Source organism: Streptococcus oralis (assembly GCF_026782125.1).
Lineage (GTDB): Bacteria > Bacillota > Bacilli > Lactobacillales > Streptococcaceae > Streptococcus > Streptococcus oralis_CE.
On the sequence record NZ_JAKUVY010000005.1, the window covers coordinates 54,245 to 74,019 of the forward strand.

The 19,775-nt window shown below is 38.2% G+C and carries 13 protein-coding genes and 1 tRNA gene; all 14 read left to right on the plus strand.

Features of this window, described 5'->3' with window-relative positions; translation table 11 throughout:
• The first annotated feature begins 263 nt into the window (after nt 1–263).
• The 14 genes from codY to MK385_RS05060 all read left to right on the plus strand — a co-directional run bounded on the left by codY (nt 264) and on the right by MK385_RS05060 (nt 19,648).
• Nucleotides 264–1,052, plus strand: coding sequence for a GTP-sensing pleiotropic transcriptional regulator CodY (gene codY / locus MK385_RS04995; protein WP_000940725.1), 789 nt, complete (start codon nt 264–266; stop codon nt 1,050–1,052).
• On the plus strand, nt 1,052–1,627 hold the full coding sequence (locus MK385_RS05000) for a cysteine hydrolase family protein (protein WP_268702415.1): 576 nt from the start codon (nt 1,052–1,054) through the stop codon (nt 1,625–1,627). Before codY ends, MK385_RS05000 begins: the two co-directional genes overlap by 1 nt.
• 80 nt (nt 1,628–1,707) lie before the next feature.
• Nucleotides 1,708–1,793 (plus strand) — tRNA-Leu (locus MK385_RS05005).
• 393 nt (nt 1,794–2,186) lie between these two features.
• On the plus strand, nt 2,187–3,464 hold the full coding sequence (locus tag MK385_RS05010) for an ABC transporter permease (RefSeq protein WP_268725451.1): 1,278 nt from the start codon (nt 2,187–2,189) through the stop codon (nt 3,462–3,464).
• A 12-nt stretch (nt 3,465–3,476) separates the two neighbouring features.
• Nucleotides 3,477–4,124, plus strand: a complete 648-nt coding sequence (gene vex2 / locus MK385_RS05015; protein WP_000173735.1) for an ABC transporter ATP-binding subunit Vex2 — start codon at nt 3,477–3,479, stop codon at nt 4,122–4,124.
• 50 nt (nt 4,125–4,174) lie between these two features.
• Nucleotides 4,175–5,554: an ABC transporter permease subunit Vex3 gene (gene vex3, locus MK385_RS05020; protein WP_071851438.1), complete on the plus strand. Its 1,380-nt coding sequence runs from the start codon at nt 4,175–4,177 to the stop codon at nt 5,552–5,554.
• A 140-nt stretch (nt 5,555–5,694) separates the two neighbouring features.
• Nucleotides 5,695–6,351, plus strand: coding sequence for a response regulator transcription factor VncR (vncR, locus tag MK385_RS05025; RefSeq protein WP_071851436.1), 657 nt, complete (start codon nt 5,695–5,697; stop codon nt 6,349–6,351).
• Nucleotides 6,348–7,676 (plus strand): sensor histidine kinase VncS, encoded by a 1,329-nt coding sequence (gene vncS / locus MK385_RS05030; protein WP_268725452.1) that lies wholly within the window; start codon nt 6,348–6,350, stop codon nt 7,674–7,676. The genes vncR and vncS overlap by 4 nt, the downstream gene beginning before the upstream one ends.
• 139 nt (nt 7,677–7,815) lie before the next feature.
• The gene (locus tag MK385_RS05035; protein WP_033688381.1) at nt 7,816–8,697 is read left to right on the plus strand and encodes a class II fructose-bisphosphate aldolase; all 882 of its coding nucleotides are present in this window, start codon (nt 7,816–7,818) and stop codon (nt 8,695–8,697) included.
• A 129-nt stretch (nt 8,698–8,826) separates the two neighbouring features.
• Entirely contained in the window at nt 8,827–9,759 is a 933-nt protein-coding gene (locus MK385_RS05040; RefSeq protein ID WP_268725627.1) for an alpha/beta fold hydrolase, read from the plus strand.
• 371 nt (nt 9,760–10,130) lie between these two features.
• On the plus strand, nt 10,131–11,123 hold the full coding sequence (locus tag MK385_RS05045) for an ABC transporter ATP-binding protein (protein ID WP_268725453.1): 993 nt from the start codon (nt 10,131–10,133) through the stop codon (nt 11,121–11,123).
• A gap of 1 nt (nt 11,124) precedes the next feature.
• Nucleotides 11,125–11,943, plus strand: coding sequence for an ABC transporter permease (locus MK385_RS05050; protein ID WP_268725454.1), 819 nt, complete (start codon nt 11,125–11,127; stop codon nt 11,941–11,943).
• A gap of 1 nt (nt 11,944) precedes the next feature.
• Entirely contained in the window at nt 11,945–12,730 is a 786-nt protein-coding gene (locus MK385_RS05055) for an ABC transporter permease (RefSeq protein WP_049520929.1), read from the plus strand.
• Nucleotides 12,731–13,159: 429 nt separating this feature from the next.
• On the plus strand, nt 13,160–19,648 hold the full coding sequence (locus MK385_RS05060; protein WP_247929530.1) for a S8 family peptidase: 6,489 nt from the start codon (nt 13,160–13,162) through the stop codon (nt 19,646–19,648).
• The last annotated feature ends 127 nt before the right edge of the window (nt 19,649–19,775 follow it).

Here is a 19,775-nt window from a genome sequence, read left to right on the forward strand (position 1 = left end):
GTGAATCGCTTTTATATATAAGGAGACCGATAGTAAAAGAAGATGGTGATAGTAAAGGATAGGTGAAACGGAAAGGGATTTATCATGTCATCTTCTTATAATGTTATGATATCAAAAATAAAATAGGATGTCAATAAAAAATTGCTTTTTTTCTAAAATATTTTTGCTGTTCAAAATTGCAATTAAATAAGCAATTTTCAGATAATTATTGAAATAAAGACTTTTCTATGTTATAATGGAAGCGATTATATGCGAGGTAAAAAATGGCACATTTATTAGAAAAAACAAGAAAAATCACGTCTATTCTAAAGCGTTCTGAGGAGCAACTCCAAGATGAACTTCCTTACAATGCAATAACACGCCAGTTAGCTGATATTATTGACTGTAACGCTTGTATTGTGAATAACAAGGGACGTCTCTTGGGTTACTTTATGCGTTATAAGACCAATAATGACCGTGTAGAACAATTCTTCCAAACCAAAACCTTCCCTGAGGTCTATGTACAAGGGGCAAACATGATTTATGATACGGAAGCCAATCTTCCTGTTGAACATGATTTGACCATTTTCCCTGTGGAGAGCCGTGCGGACTTTCCAGATGGTTTGACGACCATCGCTCCGATTCATGTATCAGGGATTCGCCTAGGTTCGTTGATCATTTGGCGCAATGACAAGAAATTTGAAGATGAAGATTTGATTCTTGTCGAGATTGCGAGCACGGTTGTGGGAATTCAACTATTGAACTTCCAACGCGAAGAAGATGAGAAAAATATTCGCCGTCGTACGGCTGTTACCATGGCGGTCAACACCCTTTCTTATTCAGAACTGCGTGCCGTATCAGCTATTTTAGCTGAATTGGATGGAAATGAAGGGCAGCTGACTGCATCAGTTATTGCAGATCGTATTGGCATTACGCGCTCAGTGATTGTCAATGCGCTTCGTAAATTGGAGTCGGCGGGAATTATTGAGAGTCGTTCTTTAGGAATGAAGGGGACTTATCTCAAAGTTCTAATTGGTGATATTTTTGAGGAAGTGAAAAAGAGGGACTACTAATGGCAAAGGCTTTAATCTCGATTGACTATACAGAGGATTTCGTAGCAGATCATGGAAAGCTAACTGCTGGAGCACCTGCTCAAGCAATATCAAAAGCCATTGATCAGGCAACCAGATTAGCTTTTGATCGTGGAGACTATGTCTTTTTCACCATTGATGCTCATGAAGAGAAGGATACATTCCACCCAGAAAGCAAGCTCTTTCCACCACACAACATCATCGGAACTAGTGGTCGTAACCTTTATGGCCCCCTAGCTAACTTTTATGCTGAGCATGAGGCGGATAGTCGAGTCTTTTGGATGGACAAGCGTCACTATTCAGCATTTTCAGGAACGGATCTTGATATTCGTTTGCGGGAACGTCGGGTTGATACGGTCATTTTGACTGGTGTATTGACTGACATTTGCGTCCTTCATACGGCTATTGATGCCTATAATTTAGGTTATCAAATCGAGATTGTCAAGCCTGCAGTTGCCTCTATTTGGCCAGAAAATCATCTGTTTGCTCTTGGGCATTTTAAGAACACATTGGGAGCAAAATTACTGGATGAAAACCTTGCTGAAATTGAACTATAAGCCTGTTGGAAAAATGAAAAAAATCTGAAAAAAGTGTTGACAAAGATTTTGAAAGTTGATATACTAGTAAAGTAATCGACGCGGGGATGGCGGAATTGGCAGACGCGCAGGACTAAGGATCCTGTGACCGCTTTAGGTCGTGAGGGTTCAAGTCCCTCTCTCCGCATAGGGTAAGAGTTAGCTTTGGCTAGCTCTTTTTTTGTTTTTACAAAGAAAACTAGAGGCTACGTTTCCTATATCGAAAAATATTGGCATCAAGAACAGCCATTGTATCAGAACATTTAAACTGAGTTTTCCATTTCATTCTATCAAGAATATCCTCAAACATAAGTCAGAAAATGAAGAACTTAGGAAATGGAGAAATACTAATCAGAAAGATGTGACTATCATTTTTAAAATGAAGTAGATTTTTGATTGGTACTATACATCCTTATATAAGAAGGAAAGTTAGCGTTTGCTAGCTTTTTTGTTTTTTCAAAAATAAATCAAAAAAATTTTCGATTTCATAAACATTTCATATTTGGATTTTATAATAGTCTTACAAATATGGAGGTGACAAATGAATCCAATCCAAAGAGCTTGGGCTTATGTCAGCAGAAAACGACTGAGAAGTTTTATTTTATTTCTGATTTTATTTGTCCTTTTAGCAGGAATTTCAGCCTGTTTGACTCTGATGAAGTCCAACAAAACAGTAGAAAGTAATCTTTACAAATCACTCAACACATCTTTTTCTATCAAAAAGATAGAAAATGGACAGACCTTCAAGTTGTCTGACCTAGCATCCGTGAGCAAGATTAAGGGACTGGAAAATGTCTCTCCTGAACTCGAAACGGTCGCAAAACTAAAAGACAAGGAAGCAGTGAGTGGCGAGCAGAGCGTTGAACGTGATGATTTGTCAGCCGCGGACAAGAACTTGGTTAGCTTAACGTCTCTTGAGGACTCATCCAAGGATGTCACCTTTACTAGTTCGGCTTTCAATCTAAAAGAAGGGCGACACCTTCAAAAAGGGGACTCCAAGAAAATCCTCATTCACGAAGAGTTGGCCAAGAAGAACGGTCTTTCGCTTCATGACAAGATTCGCTTGGATGCTGGTCAGTCAGAATCTGGAAAAGGGCAAACAGTAGAGTTTGAAATTGTCGGCATCTTTTCTGGTAAAAAACAAGAGAAATTCACAGGCTTGTCTTTTGACTTCAGTGAAAACCAAGTCTTTACAGACTATGAAAGCAGCCAAACCCTTCTGGGAAATAGTGAAGCTCAAGTCAGTGCAGCGCGCTTCTATGTAGAAAATCCTAAGGAAATGGACGGACTCATGAAGCAGGTGGAAAACTTGGCTTTGGAAAGTCAAGGCTACCAAGTTGAGAAGGAAAACAAGGCCTTTGAACAAATCAAAGACTCAGTGGCAACCTTCCAAACCTTCCTCACCATCTTCCTTTATGGGATGTTGATAGCTGGAGCTGGAGCCTTGATTTTGGTCTTGTCCCTTTGGTTGAGAGAAAGGGTCTACGAAGTGGGGATTTTACTCGCACTTGGAAAAGGCAAGAGTTCAATCTTCCTCCAGTTCTGTTTAGAGGTAGTTTTGGTATCTCTTGGAGCTTTGCTTCCAGCATTTGTTGCAGGAAATGCCATCACATCCTATCTGCTCCAAACAGTACTAGCCAGTGGAGATCAGGCAACCTTACAAGACACACTAGCCAAAGCAAGCAGTCTATCAACCAGTCTCCTATCCTTTGCAGAATCCTATGTCTTTCTGCTCTTGATTGGTTGCTTGTCCGTAGCTCTTTGTTTCCTATTCTTATTTAGAAAATCACCTAAGGAAATTTTATCATCTATTAGTTAAGAAGGAGAAATCATGACTTTATTACAATTGCAAGATGTTACCTACCGTTATAAGAACACTGCTGAGGCAGTTTTATATCAGATCAAGTATAATTTTGAACCCGGAAAGTTTTATAGTATCATTGGTGAGTCAGGAGCAGGAAAATCCACTCTCTTGTCCCTACTGGCTGGTCTAGATAGTCCTGTTGAAGGTTCTATCCTTTTCCAAGGAGAGGACATTCGGAATAAGGGATATTCTTACCATCGCATGCACCATATTTCTCTAGTCTTTCAAAATTATAACTTGATAGATTATCTTTCTCCACTGGAAAATATCCGCTTGGTCAACAAAAAAGCCAGCAAGGATACTCTTCTTGAACTTGGTTTGGATGAAAGTCAGATCAAGCGGAACGTTCTCCAGTTATCAGGTGGTCAACAGCAACGTGTTGCTATTGCTCGCAGTTTGGTATCAGAAGCTCCAGTTATTCTAGCTGATGAGCCAACAGGAAATCTGGACCCTAAAACTGCTGGAGATATTATCGAACTGCTCAAATCACTTGCCGAGAAAACAGGTAAATGTGTGATTGTCGTCACCCACAGTAAAGAAGTGGCACAAGCGTCAGATATTACACTTGAATTGAAGGATAAGAAACTGACTGAAACTCGCAATACTACAAAATAAGATGAGCTTGTTTTGATAGAATTATAAAATCAAATCTAGAAAGGGAACCTATGTTACACAACGCATTTGCCTATGTTACAAGGAAGTTTTTCAAATCTATTGTTATCTTCCTGATTATTCTCCTCATGGCGAGCTTGAGTTTGGTCGGCTTGTCGATCAAGGGAGCTACTGCCAAGGCTTCTCAGGAGACCTTTAAAAATATCACCAATAGTTTCTCCATGCAAATCAATCGTCGCGTCAATCAAGGAACGCCACGTGGTTCTGGGAATATCAAGGGTGAGGATATCAAAAAAATCACCGAAAATAAGGCCATCGAGTCTTATGTTAAACGCATCAACGCCATCGGAGATTTGACTGGATACGACCTGATTGAAACGCCAGAAACCAAGAAAAATCTCACTGCTGACCGAGCAAAACGGTTTGGAAGCAGTTTGATGATTACAGGTGTCAATGACTCCTCTAAAGAAGACAAGTTTGTCTCTGGCTCATATAAGCTGGTTGAAGGTGAGCACCTAACCAACGACGACAAAGACAAGATCCTCATGCACAAGGACTTGGCAGCTAAACACGGTTGGAAAGTCGGAGATAAGGTCAAACTAGACTCCAATATCTACGATGCAGACAATGAAAAAGGTGCCAAGGAAACAGTCGAAGTTACAATCAAGGGACTCTTTGATGGGCACAATAAGTCTGCAGTAACCTACTCACAAGAACTCTATGAAAACACAGCTATCACAGACATTCACACTGCTGCAAAACTTTATGGATACACAGAAGACACAGCTATTTATGGGGACGCAACCTTCTTTGTAACAGCAGACAAGAACTTGGATGACGTCATGAAAGAGTTGAATGGTATCAGTGGTATCAACTGGAAGAGCTACACACTTGTGAAGAGCTCCTCTAACTACCCAGCTCTAGAGCAATCCATCTCTGGTATGTACAAGATGGCCAACCTCCTCTTCTGGGGTAGCTTGAGCTTCTCAGTTCTTCTCCTTGTACTCTTGCTCAGCCTTTGGATCAACGCCCGTCGCAAGGAAGTGGGAATCCTCCTCTCTATCGGTCTCAAGCAGGCAAGTATCTTGGGTCAATTTATCACTGAATCAATCCTGATTGCCATCCCTGCTCTCGTTTCTGCTTACTTCCTAGCCAACTACACAGCTCGAGCAATCGGAAATACTGTTCTTGCCAATGTTACTTCAGGTGTTGCTAAGCAAGCCAGCAAGGCAGCTCAAGCTTCTAACCTTGGTGGTGGTGCAGAAGTAGATGGCTTTAGCAAAACCTTGTCGAGCCTAGACATTTCCATTCAGACATCAGACTTTATCATCGTCTTTGTCCTTGCCTTGGTTCTAGTGGTTCTCGTTATGGCGCTTGCTTCAAGCAATCTCCTCAGAAAACAACCAAAAGAACTCTTGCTCGATAGCGAATAAAAAACTTGCTACCTATTCTCCCCTAAATGGGGTATAATATAGGTAGCATTTTTATGTATTTCATCTCCCTAAAGCCTTTCCTTTCAGGATGAAACAGAGATGATTTAAAAGAAAATTAAAGAAATGTAAAAGGTTTTTCTATGAAAATTCTAATAGTAGAAGATGAAGAGATGATCCGTGAGGGGATCAGTGACTATTTGGCGGATTGCGGCTATGAGACTATTCAGGCAGCGGATGGACAAGAGGCCTTGGAACAATTTTCCAGCTATGAAGTAGCCTTGGTTTTACTGGATATCCAGATGCCCAAGCTCAATGGTTTAGAAGTCCTAGCTGAGATTCGTAAGACCAGTCAGGTTCCTGTCTTGATGCTGACTGCCTTTCAGGATGAGGAATACAAGATGAGTGCCTTTGCTTCGCTAGCAGATGGCTATCTGGAAAAACCCTTTTCCCTCTCCCTCTTAAAAGTGAGGGTAGACGCGATTTTCAAGCGCTACTACGATACTGGACGAATCTTCTCCTATAAGGATACCAAGGTGGATTTTGAGAGCTACAGTGCAAGTCTAGCAGGTCAAGGAGTAGCCATCAATGCCAAAGAGTTGGAAATTCTGGACTATCTGGTGAAAAATGAAGGACGGGCCTTGACTCGTTCTCAGATTATCGATGCTGTCTGGAAGGCAACAGATGAGGTTCCCTTTGATCGTGTCATTGATGTCTATATCAAGGAACTGCGGAAAAAGCTAGACTTGGATTGTATCCTCACGGTGCGCAATGTTGGTTATAAATTGGAGCGAAAATGAAACGAACAGGTTTATTTACAAAGATTTTTAGCTATACCTTCTCGATTTTTAGTGTTCTGGTTATTTGTCTTCATTTAGCCATTTATTTTCTCTTTCCCTCTACTTATCTAAGCCATCGTCAGGAAACCATTGGTCAGAAAGTGACAGCCATTGCCCAGTCACTAGAAGGAAAGGATAGGCAAAGCATCGAGCAAGTGTTGGATTTGTATTCCCAGAGCAGTGATATCAAAGGAGCTGTCAAGGGAGAGATGACTGAGGACAAGTTAGAGGTCAAGGACAATCTTCCACTAGACGCGAATCGCCAGACCACTTCCCTCTTTATTGAGGAGCGTGAGGTGAAAACGCAAGATGGTAGCACTATGACTCTCCAGTTTTTAGCGTCCATGGACTTGCAAAAGGAAGCAGAGCAGATCAGTCTCCAATTTCTTCCCTATACCTTGTTGGCATCCTTTCTGATTTCTCTTTTAGTGGCCTACATCTACGCTCGGACCATTGTTGCACCGATTTTGGAAATCAAGCGGGTGACCCGTAGGATGATGGACCTGGATGCTCAAGTGCGATTGCGTGTGGATTCTAAGGATGAGATAGGTGATCTCAAGGAACAAATCAATAGCCTCTACCAGCACCTTTTGACTGTTATTGCGGACTTGCATGACAAGAATGAAGCCATTCTCCAGCTGGAGAAGATGAAGGTTGAGTTCCTGCGAGGAGCTTCTCATGAATTGAAAACACCACTGGCCAGCTTGAAAATCCTAATCGAAAATATGAAAGAAAATATCGGCCGTTATAAGGATAGAGACCACTATCTGGGAGTTGCCTTGGGGATTGTGGATGACCTCAGTCACCACGTTCTCCAGATATTGTCTCTTTCTTCTGTTCAGGAATTGCGAGACGAGAAAGAAGAGATTGACCTCCTTCAGATGACGCAAACTCTGGTTAAGGATTATACTTTACTCGCCAAGGAGAGAGAACTTCAGGTAGACATTAGCCTAACCCATCAGCAGGCTTACATAAACCCATCTGTGATGAAGTTGATCCTATCGAATCTCATCAGTAACGCTATCAAGCACTCCATTCCAGGGGGCTTGGTTCGTATCGGAGAGAGTGAAGGAGAACTTTTTATCGAAAATAGCTGTAGTCCTGAAGAACAAGAAAAACTAGCCCAGTCTTTTTCTGGCAATGCTAGTCGCAAGGCCAAGGGTTCAGGAATGGGGCTCTTTGTGGTCAAAAGTTTATTAGAACACGAGAAATTACCTTATCATTTTGAGATGCAAGATGATCATTTGACCTTCTTCATGTCTTATCCTAAAGTCGCTCAAGACTAAGGAGAGGAAAGGGTTTACATTGATTGAGTTGGAAGAAATTCAATCTAAAGTATGGGAAAAACTAGCTTTTTTTGTCAAAAAGTGATAAAATGAACAATGTAAATGGGATGTCCCAAAAAATATATAGGAGGCCTGACAAATGGCAATCGTTTCAGCAGAAAAATTTGTCCAAGCAGCTCGTGACAACGGTTATGCAGTTGGTGGATTTAACACAAACAACCTTGAGTGGACTCAAGCTATCTTGCGTGCAGCAGAAGCTAAAAAAGCTCCAGTTTTGATCCAAACTTCAATGGGTGCTGCTAAATACATGGGTGGTTACAAAGTTGCTCGCAACTTGATCGCTAACCTTGTTGAGTCAATGGGTATCACTGTACCAGTAGCTATCCACCTTGACCACGGTCACTACGAAGATGCACTTGAGTGTATCGAAGTTGGTTACACTTCAATCATGTTTGACGGTTCACACCTTCCAGTTGAAGAAAACCTTAAATTGGCTAAAGACGTTGTTGAAAAAGCACACGCTAAAGGTATCTCAGTAGAAGCTGAAGTTGGTACTATTGGTGGTGAAGAAGACGGTATCATCGGTAAAGGTGAATTGGCTCCAATCGAAGACGCTAAAGCAATGGTTGCAACTGGTATCGACTTCTTGGCAGCTGGTATCGGTAACATCCACGGTCCATACCCAGCAAACTGGGAAGGTCTTGACCTTGACCACTTGCAAAAATTGACAGAAGCTCTTCCAGGCTTCCCAATCGTATTGCACGGTGGATCAGGTATTCCTGATGAGCAAATCCAAGCAGCTATCAAACTTGGTGTTGCGAAAGTTAACGTTAACACTGAATGCCAAATCGCATTCGCTAACGCAACTCGTAAATTTGCTCGTGACTACGAAGCAAACGAAGCAGAATACGACAAGAAAAAACTCTTCGACCCACGTAAATTCTTGGCTGACGGTGTAAAAGCTATCCAAGCCTCAGTTGAAGAACGTATCGACGTATTCGGTTCAGAAGGTAAAGCTTAATCTAGCTGAACAATACAGAAAGAACCTGCCCTAAGGGCAGGTTTTTTGGTGTCTGGATATATAGCGAATATACTGTAGAAGAACCAATCTTAAGTTGCTAAAAGGACCTATTTTTTGTACAATAATGCTATGAAAATACTGAAAAAATGGTTTCTTGGCATTCTTAGTTTCATTCTTTTGTTTTTACTCGCTACATTCATCTTTCACCGTATCAGTTTGGAAAAGGAAGAAGCCTCACTGACACCTATGGGGCAACAAGTTCTCGTCAATGGACATCAAATAAATGTTTACGTTGAAGGAGATGGTCTTGAGACTATTGTAGTTCTCTCAGGTGCTGGTATTGCTTCTCCTATATTGGATTTTAAAGAACTATCGGAATCCTTATCGAAACAGTATAAAGTAGTTATCGTGGAGCGGGTGGGATATGGTTATAGTGATGATAGCAATCATTCAAGAGATGTGATGGAGGTTTTGTCTGATACTCGCCAAGCTCTTTCGCAAGCAAATATCACAGGGCCGTTTATCATTCTGTCTCATTCCATGGCTAGTCTAGAGAGTTTGGCTTGGCAGGAGAAGTATCCTGATGAAGTGAAAGCCTTGATTGGTCTGGATTGGGCACTGCCGTCAAGTTATGAGAATTTAAAGGATAATCAGGCCTTACTTACGTTGGCCTATTGGAGCAGCAAGATTGGTTTATTACGCTACTTCCCTGAGTCTTTTTATATAAAAAATCAAACTCTGACCGAAAATGAACGAAAACAATATAAACTTCTAGCTTATAAGCAGTTGATGTCACAAGCCATGCTTCATGAATCCCAAACGGTAAAGGAAAATGCCAAGAAAGTTCCCTCAAACATTAATCCGAAAATTCCAGCCTTACTAATGGTTTCTAATGCTGATGGTACTAGCTTTAGCCAATCTGAGTGGCAACGTTATGCAGAGAGATTTGCAAGCGACCAGTCTAATGTTCAAGTCGTCTATATGGATGCGCCTCACGACCTCTATCATTATCAAAGTCATGAAATAGTTTCTCAGATTGAAGATTTTTTAAAGAGTAATTGATGGTTTAGAGATCATTTTAATTTTAGACTGATGACAATAATTAAATGCTGAAGGATTAACAGTAGAATCGTGAATTTTTTCGATTAAAAAAATTCTTTTTCTTACCAAAAACCCTGCCCATTGGGCAGATTTTTTTGGTATTTTAAGGAAAATATCAAACCATAATTTTTGTTTAAAAGTATTATTTTAAGAGTAAAATCTCTAATTTCATAATCTTCAGGCAAACGCTTGCATTCCATTTTTTATTGGACTATAATAGGTTGGTATAAAGCTTTCTGTAATAATAAAATGTAGAAGGGGTAAAAGTAAGGATTTAGAATTTTTGTAGTCAAAAATACAATGTTGCTATTCCTTGCGACAGGGAGATAGACATGGCAATGATAGAAGTGGAACATCTTCAGAAAAATTTTGTGAAGACTGTTAAGGAACCAGGCTTGAAGGGGGCTTTGCGCTCCTTTATTCATCCTGAAAAGCAGACTTTTGAAGCGGTCAAGGATTTGACCTTCGAGGTACCAAAGGGCCAGATTTTAGGCTTTATCGGAGCCAATGGTGCTGGGAAGTCGACAACCATCAAAATGCTGACAGGGATTTTGAAACCGTCATCTGGTTTTTGTCGGATTAACGGCAAGATTCCGCAGGACAATCGTCAAGACTATGTCAAGGATATTGGGGTGGTCTTTGGTCAACGTACTCAGCTATGGTGGGATTTGGCTCTGCAAGAGACCTACACGGTCTTAAAAGAGATTTACGATGTGCCAGACTCGCTCTTCCATAAGCGCATGGACTTTTTGAATGAAGTTTTGGATTTGAAGGACTTTATCAAAGACCCTGTGCGAACTCTTTCACTTGGCCAACGGATGCGGGCGGATATTGCGGCTTCCTTGCTCCACAATCCTAAAGTTCTCTTTTTAGATGAGCCGACCATTGGTTTGGATGTTTCCGTTAAGGATAACATTCGTCGGGCCATTACCCAGATCAATCAAGAGGAAGAGACCACTATTCTCTTGACCACTCACGACTTGAGCGACATTGAGCAACTTTGTGATCGGATTTTTATGATTGATAAGGGGCAAGAGATTTTTGATGGAACGGTGAGTCAGCTCAAGGAAACTTTTGGCAAGATGAAGACTCTCTCCTTTGAACTGCTACCCGGTCAAAGTCATCTCCTTTCTCACTATGAAGGCTTTCCTGATATGACTATTGATAGACAAGGAAATTGCCTCAACATTGAATTTGATAGTTCCCGCTACCAGTCAGCTGATATTATCAAGCAAACCCTGTCTGATTTTGAGATTCGCGATTTGAAGATGGTGGATACGGATATCGAGGATATTATCCGTCGCTTCTACCGAAAGGAGCTCTAAGATGGTCAAATTGTGGAGACGTTATAAACCCTTTATTAATGCAGGAATTCAGGAGTTGATCACCTATCGAGTCAACTTTCTTCTTTATCGGATTGGCGATGTCATGGGGGCTTTTGTGGCCTTTTATCTCTGGAAGGCAGTCTTTGATTCTTCGCAGGAGTCCTTGATTCAGGGCTTCAGTATGGCAGATATCACCCTCTACATCATCATGAGTTTTGTGACTAATCTTCTGACTAGGTCGGATTCTTCCTTTATGATTGGTGATGAGGTCAAGGATGGCTCCATTATCATGCGCTTGTTGCGACCAGTGCATTTTGCGGCCTCTTACCTCTTCACCGAGCTTGGATCCAAGTGGTTGATTTTTATCTCTGTTGGACTGCCATTTTTAAGTGTCATTGTCTTGATGAAAATTTTATCTGGGCAAGGAATTGTAGAAGTACTGGGATTAACCATCCTTTATCTCTTTAGCTTAACCCTAGCCTACCTGATCAATTTTTTCTTTAATATCTGCTTTGGATTTTCAGCCTTTGTCTTTAAAAATCTATGGGGTTCCAATCTACTCAAGACTTCTATAGTGGCCTTTATGTCTGGAAGTCTGATTCCCTTGGCTTTCTTTCCAAAGATTGTTTCTGATATTTTGTCCTTCTTGCCTTTTTCATCTTTGATTTATACTCCAGTTATGATCATTGTTGGGAAATACGATGCCAGTCAGATTCTTCAGGCGCTTTTGCTACAGTTCTTCTGGCTCATAGTGATGGTGGGCTTGTCTCAGTTGATATGGAAACGAGTCCAGTCCTTTATCACTATTCAAGGAGGTTAGTATGAAAAAATATCAACGCATGCATTTGATTTTTATCAGACAATACATCAAGCAAATCATGGAATACAAGGTCGATTTTGTGGTGGGCGTGTTAGGAGTTTTTCTGACTCAAGGCCTGAACCTCTTGTTTCTCAATGTGCTCTTTCAACACATTCCTTCCTTAGAAGGCTGGACTTTTCAAGAAATCGCCTTTATCTATGGATTTTCCTTAATTCCCAAGGGACTAGATCATCTCTTTTTTGACAATCTCTGGGCTCTGGGGCAACGTTTGGTGCGAAAAGGAGAGTTTGACAAGTACCTGACGCGTCCTATCAATCCTCTCTTTCACATCTTGGTTGAGACCTTTCAGATTGATGCCTTGGGCGAACTATTGGTCGGTGGAATTTTACTAGCGACAACAGTATCAAGCATTGCTTGGACTCTTCCAAAATTCCTGATTTTTCTAGTCTGCATTCCTTTTGCGACCTTAATCTATACTTCCTTGAAAATCGCGACTGCCAGTATCGCTTTTTGGACCAAGCAGTCAGGCGCCATGATTTACATTTTTTATATGTTTAATGACTTTGCCAAGTATCCGATTTCCATTTATAATTCGCTTCTTCGTTGGTTGATTAGCTTTATCGTGCCTTTCGCCTTTACGGCCTACTATCCTGCCAGCTATTTCTTGCAGGACAAAGACGGGCTCTTTAACATTGGTGGGTTGATGTTGATTTCCCTTGTTTTCTTTGTTATTTCTTTAAAACTCTGGGATAGGGGCTTGGATGCCTACGAAAGTGCGGGTTCGTAAGAGATAAGATAGGATGAGAGTTAAAAATTAAATATGTTACAAACAACCGTTGAAAATTATAGCGGTTGTTTTTGCATGTTTATTAAGGCATAAATTCTATCCATACCCCTTTTTGCGATTTTGGTAGTTATTCCAGTTAATTGCTACTATTTTTGATGGTGTGAATGTGCTGATAATGTATCCCAGTTAACTACGAAAGTTTTGGGTTTATATTTTTTAATGTACATTAAAAAAAAAATTAATGCGTGTTAATTTTTCTTGACTTAAAATTTTTTAATTGATATACTATTTTTCAGAGAGCTAACAATTATATATAAATGTACTACTCTATCCCACTAGATAATACGTCATAAAACTTTTTATAACAAAGGCTAGCAAGGTTAAAGTTTTCTATCTATTGGGTTTAAAATAAAAAATGAAGGAATTATAATGAAAAAAAGTACGGTATTGTCATTAACTACTGCTGCAGTTATTTTAGCAGCATATGCCCCCAATGAGGTAATTTTAGCAGATGCACCTAGTTCTGAAGATGCTTTAAGAATTTCTGATAAAGAAAAAGTAGTAGCAGATGCACCTAGTTCTGAAGATGCTTTAAAAATTTCTGGTAAAGAAAAAGTAGTAGCAGATAAAGAAACAGAAAACAATGAACAATCTGAAGATATTCATAATGTTATAGAAACTTCAAAGGATATTGAGGAGAAGAAGACAACAGTTATTGAGGAAAAAGAGGTTGTTAGTAGAAAGTCTGAGATAGACAAAAAAACTAGTAACGAAGGAGCAAGTATCAAAGAAGACTCCAAGCAACCCAAAGGAGATGATGCGGACTCATTTGTAAATAAAGATACAGAAAATCCGAAAAAAGAAGATAAACTTGTCTATATTGCTGAATTTAAAGATAAAGAATCTGGAGAAAAAGCAATCAAGGAACTATCCAATCTTAAGGATACAAAAGTTTTATATACCTATAATACGATTTTTAATGGCGCTGCCATTGAAACAACTCCAGATAATTTGGACAAAATTAAACAAATAGAAGGTGTTTCGTCGGTTGAACGATCACAAAAAGTCCAACCAATGATGAATCATGCCAGAAAGGAAATTGGAGTTGAGGAAGCTATTGATTACCTAAAGTCTATTAATGCTCCATTTGGGAAAAATTTTGATGGTAGAGGTATGGTTATTTCAAATATCGATACTGGAACAGATTATAGGCATAAGGCTATGAGAATCGATGATGATGCCAAAGACTCGATGAAATTTAAAAAAGATGACTTAAAAGGCACTGATAAAAATTATTGGTTGAGTGATAAAATCCCTCATGCGTTCAATTATTATAATGGTGGTAAAATCACTGTAGAAAAATATGATGATGGAAGGGATTATTTTGACCCACATGGGATGCATATTGCAGGGATTCTTGCTGGAAATGATACTGAAAAAGACATCAAGAACTTTAATGGCATAGATGGAATTGCGCCTAATGCACAAATTTTCTCTTATAAAATGTACTCTGACGCAGGATCTGGGTTTGCGGGTGATGAAACAATGTTTCATGCTATTGAAGATTCGATCAAACACAATGTCGATGTTGTTTCGGTATCATCTGGCTTTACGGGAACAGGTCTTGTAGGCGAGAAATATTGGGAGGCTATTAGAGCATTAAGAAAAGCTGGAATCCCAATGGTTGTTGCTACAGGTAATTTTGCGACTTCTGCTTCAAGTTCTTCATGGGATTTAGTGGCAAATAATAATCTGAAAATGACCGACACTGGAAATGTAACGCGAACTGCAGCACATGAAGATGCGATAGCGGTCGCTTCTGCTAAAAATCAGACAGTTGAATTTGATAAAGTTAACATTGGAGGACAAAGTTTTAAATACAGAAATATAGGAGCTTTTTTCGATAAAAATAAAATCCTAACCAATGAGGATGGGTCAAAAACTCCAAATAAATTAAAATTTGTATATATAGGCAAAGGTCAAGACCAGGATTTGATAGGCTTGGATCTTAAGGGCAAAATTGCAGTAATGGATAGAATTTATACCAAGGATTTAAAAGATGCTTTTAAAAGAGCTATGGATAAAGGCGCACGTGCCATTATGGTTGTAAATACTGTAAATTACTACAATAGAGATAATTGGACAGACCTTCCAGCTATGGGATATGAAGCGGATGAAGGGACTAAAAGTCAAGTATTTTCAATTTCAGGAGATGATGGTGTAAAATTATGGAACATGATTAACCCTGATAAAAAAACTGAAGTCAAAAGAAATAATAAGGAAGATTTTAAAGATAACTTAGAACAATACTATCCAATTGATATGGAAAGCTATAATTCTAATAAACCGAATGTAGGTGATGAAAAAGAAATTGACTTTAAATTTGCAGCTGACACAGACAAAGAACTTTATAAAGAAGATATTATAGTCCCAGCAGGGTCTACATCTTGGGGGCCAAGAACAGACTTGCTTTTAAAACCGGATGTTTCAGCACCTGGTAAAAATATTAAATCCACTCTAAATGTTATCAATGGTAAATCCACTTATGGTTATATGTCAGGAACTAGTATGGCAACTCCAATCGTAGCAGCTTCTACTGTTTTGATTCGACCAAAATTAAAGGAATTGCTTGAAAGACCTGTCTTGAAAAATCTTAAGGGAGATGACAAAATAGACCTTACAAGTCTTACAAAAATAGCCTTACAAAATACTGCAAGACCGATGATGGATGCAACCTCTTGGAAAGAAAAGAGTCAATACTTTGCATCACCTAGACAACAGGGAGCAGGTCTAATTAATGTTGCCAACGCTTTGAGAAATGAAGTTGTAGCAACTTTCAAAAATACAGATTCTAAAGGTTTGGTAAATTCATATGGTTCCATTTCTCTTAAAGAAATAAAAGGTGATAAAAAATACTTTACAATTAAGCTTCACAATACCTCAAACAGACCTTTAACCTTTAAAGTTTCTGCATCAACTGTAACTACAGATGCTCTAACTGATAGGCTAAAACTCGATGAAACATATAAAGATGAAAAATCTCCGGACGGGAAGCAAATTGTTCCAGAAATTCACCCAGAAAAAGTCAAAGGAGCAAATATCACATTTGAGCATGACACTTTCACTATAGGTCCAAATTCCAGCTTTGATTTAAATGCGGTTATAAATGTTGGGGAAGCAAAAAATAAAAATAAATTTGTAGAATCATTTATTCATTTTGAGTCAGTGGAAGAAATGGAAGCTCTAAACTCCAACGGGAAGAAAAGAAACTTCCAACCTTCTTTATCGATGCCTCTAATGGGATTTGCTGGGAATTGGAACCACGAACCAATCCTTGATAAATGGGCCTGGGAAGAAGGATCAAAATCAAAAGCAATGGAAGGTTATGATGATGATGGTAAACCAAAAATTCCAGGTACCTTAAATAAGGGGATTGGTGGAGAACATGGTATAGATAAATTTAATCCAGCAGGAGTTATCCAAAATAGAAAAGATAAAAATACAACATCCCTAGATCAAAATCCAGAATTATTTGCTTTCAATAACGAAGGAATCAACGCACCTTCATCAAGTGGCTCTAATATTGCTAAAATCTATCCTTTAGATTCAAATGGAAATCCTCAAGATGCTCAACTTGAGAGAGGATTAACGCCTTCTCCACTTGTATTAAGAAGTGCAGAAGAAGGGGTGATTTCAATAGTAAATACAAATAAAGAAGGAGAAAATCAAAAAGACTTAAAAGTCATTTCGAGAGAACACTTTATTAAAGGAATTTTAAACTCTAAAAGAAATGATGCAAAAGGAATCAAATCATCTAAACTAAAAGTTTGGGGTGACTTGAAATGGGATGGACTCATTTATAACCCTAGAGGTAGAGAAGAAAATGCCCCAGAAAGTAATGACAAAAAAGATCCTGCTACTAAGATACGAGGACAATTTGAACCGATTGCGGAAGGCCAATATTTCTATAAATTTAAATATAGATTAACCAAGGATTACCCATGGCAGGTTTCCTATATTCCTGTAAAAATTGATAACACACCTCCAAAGATTGTTTCAATTGATTTTTCAAACCCTGAAAAAATTAAGTTAATTACAAAGGATACTTATCACAAGGTCAAAGAGCAATACAAGAATGAAACGTTATTTGCGAGAGATCAAAAAGAACATCCTGAAAAATTTGACGAGATTGCCAACGAAGTTTGGTATGCTGGGGCCGCTCTTGTTAATGAAGATGGAGAGGTTGAGAAAAATCTTGAAGTCACTTATGCAGGTGAGGGTCAAGGAAGAAATAGGAAACTTGACAAAGACGGAAATACCATTTATGAAATTAAAGGTGCAGGAGATTTAAGAGGCAAAATCATTGAAGTGATTGCATTAGACGGTTCTAGCAATTTCACAAAGATTCATAGAATTAAATTTGCTGATCATGCTGATGAAAAGGGGATGATTTCCTATTATCTAGTAGATCCTGATCAAGATTCATCTAAATACCAAAAGCTTGGCGAGATTCCCGAATCTAAATTTAAAAATTTAGAAAATAGAAAAGAGGATAGTCTTAAAAAAGATACAACGGAAGTAGAACATCATCAAGAAAATGAAGAGGCTACCGAAGAAAAATCTAGCTTGACTATTCATAAAACTATTTCAACAATTAGAGATTTTGAAAGTAAAGACTTAAAGAAACTCATTAAAAAGAAATTCAGAGAAGTTGATGACTTTACAAGTGAAACTGGTAAGAGAATAGAGGAATACGATTATAAATACGATGATAAGGGAAATATCATTGCTTATGACGATGGTAGTGCCTTACAATATGAAACTGAAAAACTTGATGAAATCAAATCAAAAATTTATGGCATTCTAAACCCGTCTAAAGATGGACACTTTGAAATTCTTGGAAAGATCAGTAATGTTTCTAAAAATGCCAAGGTATATTATGGCAATAATTATAAATCGATAGAAATCAAAACGACCAAGTATGATTCCCACTCAAAAACGATGACATTTGATTTATACGCTAATATTAATGATATTGTGGATGGATTAGCTTTTGCAGGAGATATGAGGTTTTTTGTCAAAGATGATGGTCAGATAAAAGCTGAAACTAAAATTAGAATGCCTGAAAAAAATAAGGAAACTAAAGCAGAATATCCGTATGCATCAAGTTATGGGAATGTAATAGAATTAGGAGAAGGAGATCTCTCAAAAAACAAACCAAACAATTTAACGGACATGGAATCTGGTAAAATCTATGCTGATTCAGAAAAACAACAATATCTGTTAAAGGATAATATCATTCTGAGAAAAGGCTATGCACTAAAAGTGACTACCTATAATCCTGGAAAAACGGATATGTTAGAAGGGAATGGAGTTTATAGCCAGGAAGATATAGCAAAAATCCAAAAGGCCAATCCTAATCTAAGAGTCTTATCAGAAACAACAATTTATGCTGATAGTAGAAATGTTGAAGATGGAAGAAGTACTCAATCAGTATTAATGTCGGCTTTGGACGGCTTTAACATTGTAAGATATCAAGTGTTTACATTTAAAATGAATGATAAAGGGGAGGCAATCGATAAAGATGGCAATCTTGTAACAGATCCTTCTAAACTGGTATTATTTGGTAAAGATGGTAAAGAGTACACAGGAGAGGATAAGTCCAATGTAGAAGCTATTAAAGAAGATGGCTCTACGTTATTTATTGATGCAAAACCAGTAAACCTCTCAATGGACAAGAACTACTTTAATCCATCTAAATCTAATAAAATTTATGTACGAAATCCAGAATTTTATTTAAGAGGTAAGATTTCTGATAAGGGTGGTTTTAACTGGGAGTTGAGAGTTAATGAATCTGTTGTAGATAATTATTTAATCTATGGAGATTTACACATTGATAACACTAGAGATTTTAACATTAAGCTTAATGTTAAAGACGGTGACATCATGGACTGGGGAATGAAAGACTATAAAGCAAACGGATTTCCAGATAAGGTAACAGATATGGATGGAAATGTTTATCTTCAAACTGGCTATAGCGATTTGAATGCGAAAGCGGTTGGAGTACACTATCAATTTTTATATGATAATGTAAAACCAGAAGTAAACATTGATCCTAAGGGAAATACAAGTATCGAATATGCTAACGGAAAATCTGTAGTCTTTAACATCAATGATAAAAGAAATAATGGATTCGATGGTGAGATTCAAGAACAACATATTTATGTAAATGGAAAAGAATACAAATCATTTGATGATATTAAACAACTAACAGATAAGACACTAAACATTAAGATTGTTGTAAAAGATTTCGCAAGAAATACAACCGTAAAAGAATTCATTTTAAACAAAGATACGGGAGAGGTAAGTGAACTAAAACCTCATAGGGTAACTGTAACCATTCAAAATGGAAAAGAAATGAGTTCAACGATAGTGTCGGAAGAAGATTTTATGTTACCTGTCTATAAGGGTGAATTAGAAAAAGGATACCAATTTGATGGTTGGGAAATTTCTGGTTTCGAAGGGAAAAAAGACGCCGGCTATGTTCTTAATCTATCAAAAGATACCTTTATAAAACCTGTATTCAAGAAAATAGAGGAGAAAAAGGAGGAGGAAAATAAACCTACTTTTGATGTATCGAAAAAGAAAGAAAAAACACAATCTGATTCAACTAATGATGTCAACAGTATTGTTTCTGATGAAAATGATAAAAACTTTGAAATTGACAAGAACGTTTATCTAAATGAACAAGGGAACTTAACTAATAAAAATACTAACATCAATAGTAAATCAACTAGTAACAATCCTAATCAGTTGCCAAAAACCGGAACAGCAAGCGGAGCCCAGACACTATTAGCTGCCGGAATCATGTTTATAGTAGGAGCTTTTCTTGGATTGAAGAGAAAAAATAAAGATTAAGACAAAAGCTATAGAAAAAATGCTTTAAGTACTGAGATTAGATAGTGAGGTGATGACATAGTTTTGTGAAAATATTGATTTATAAATATATTATTTAGATTTCTATGAAAATAGGAGATTTTAAAGA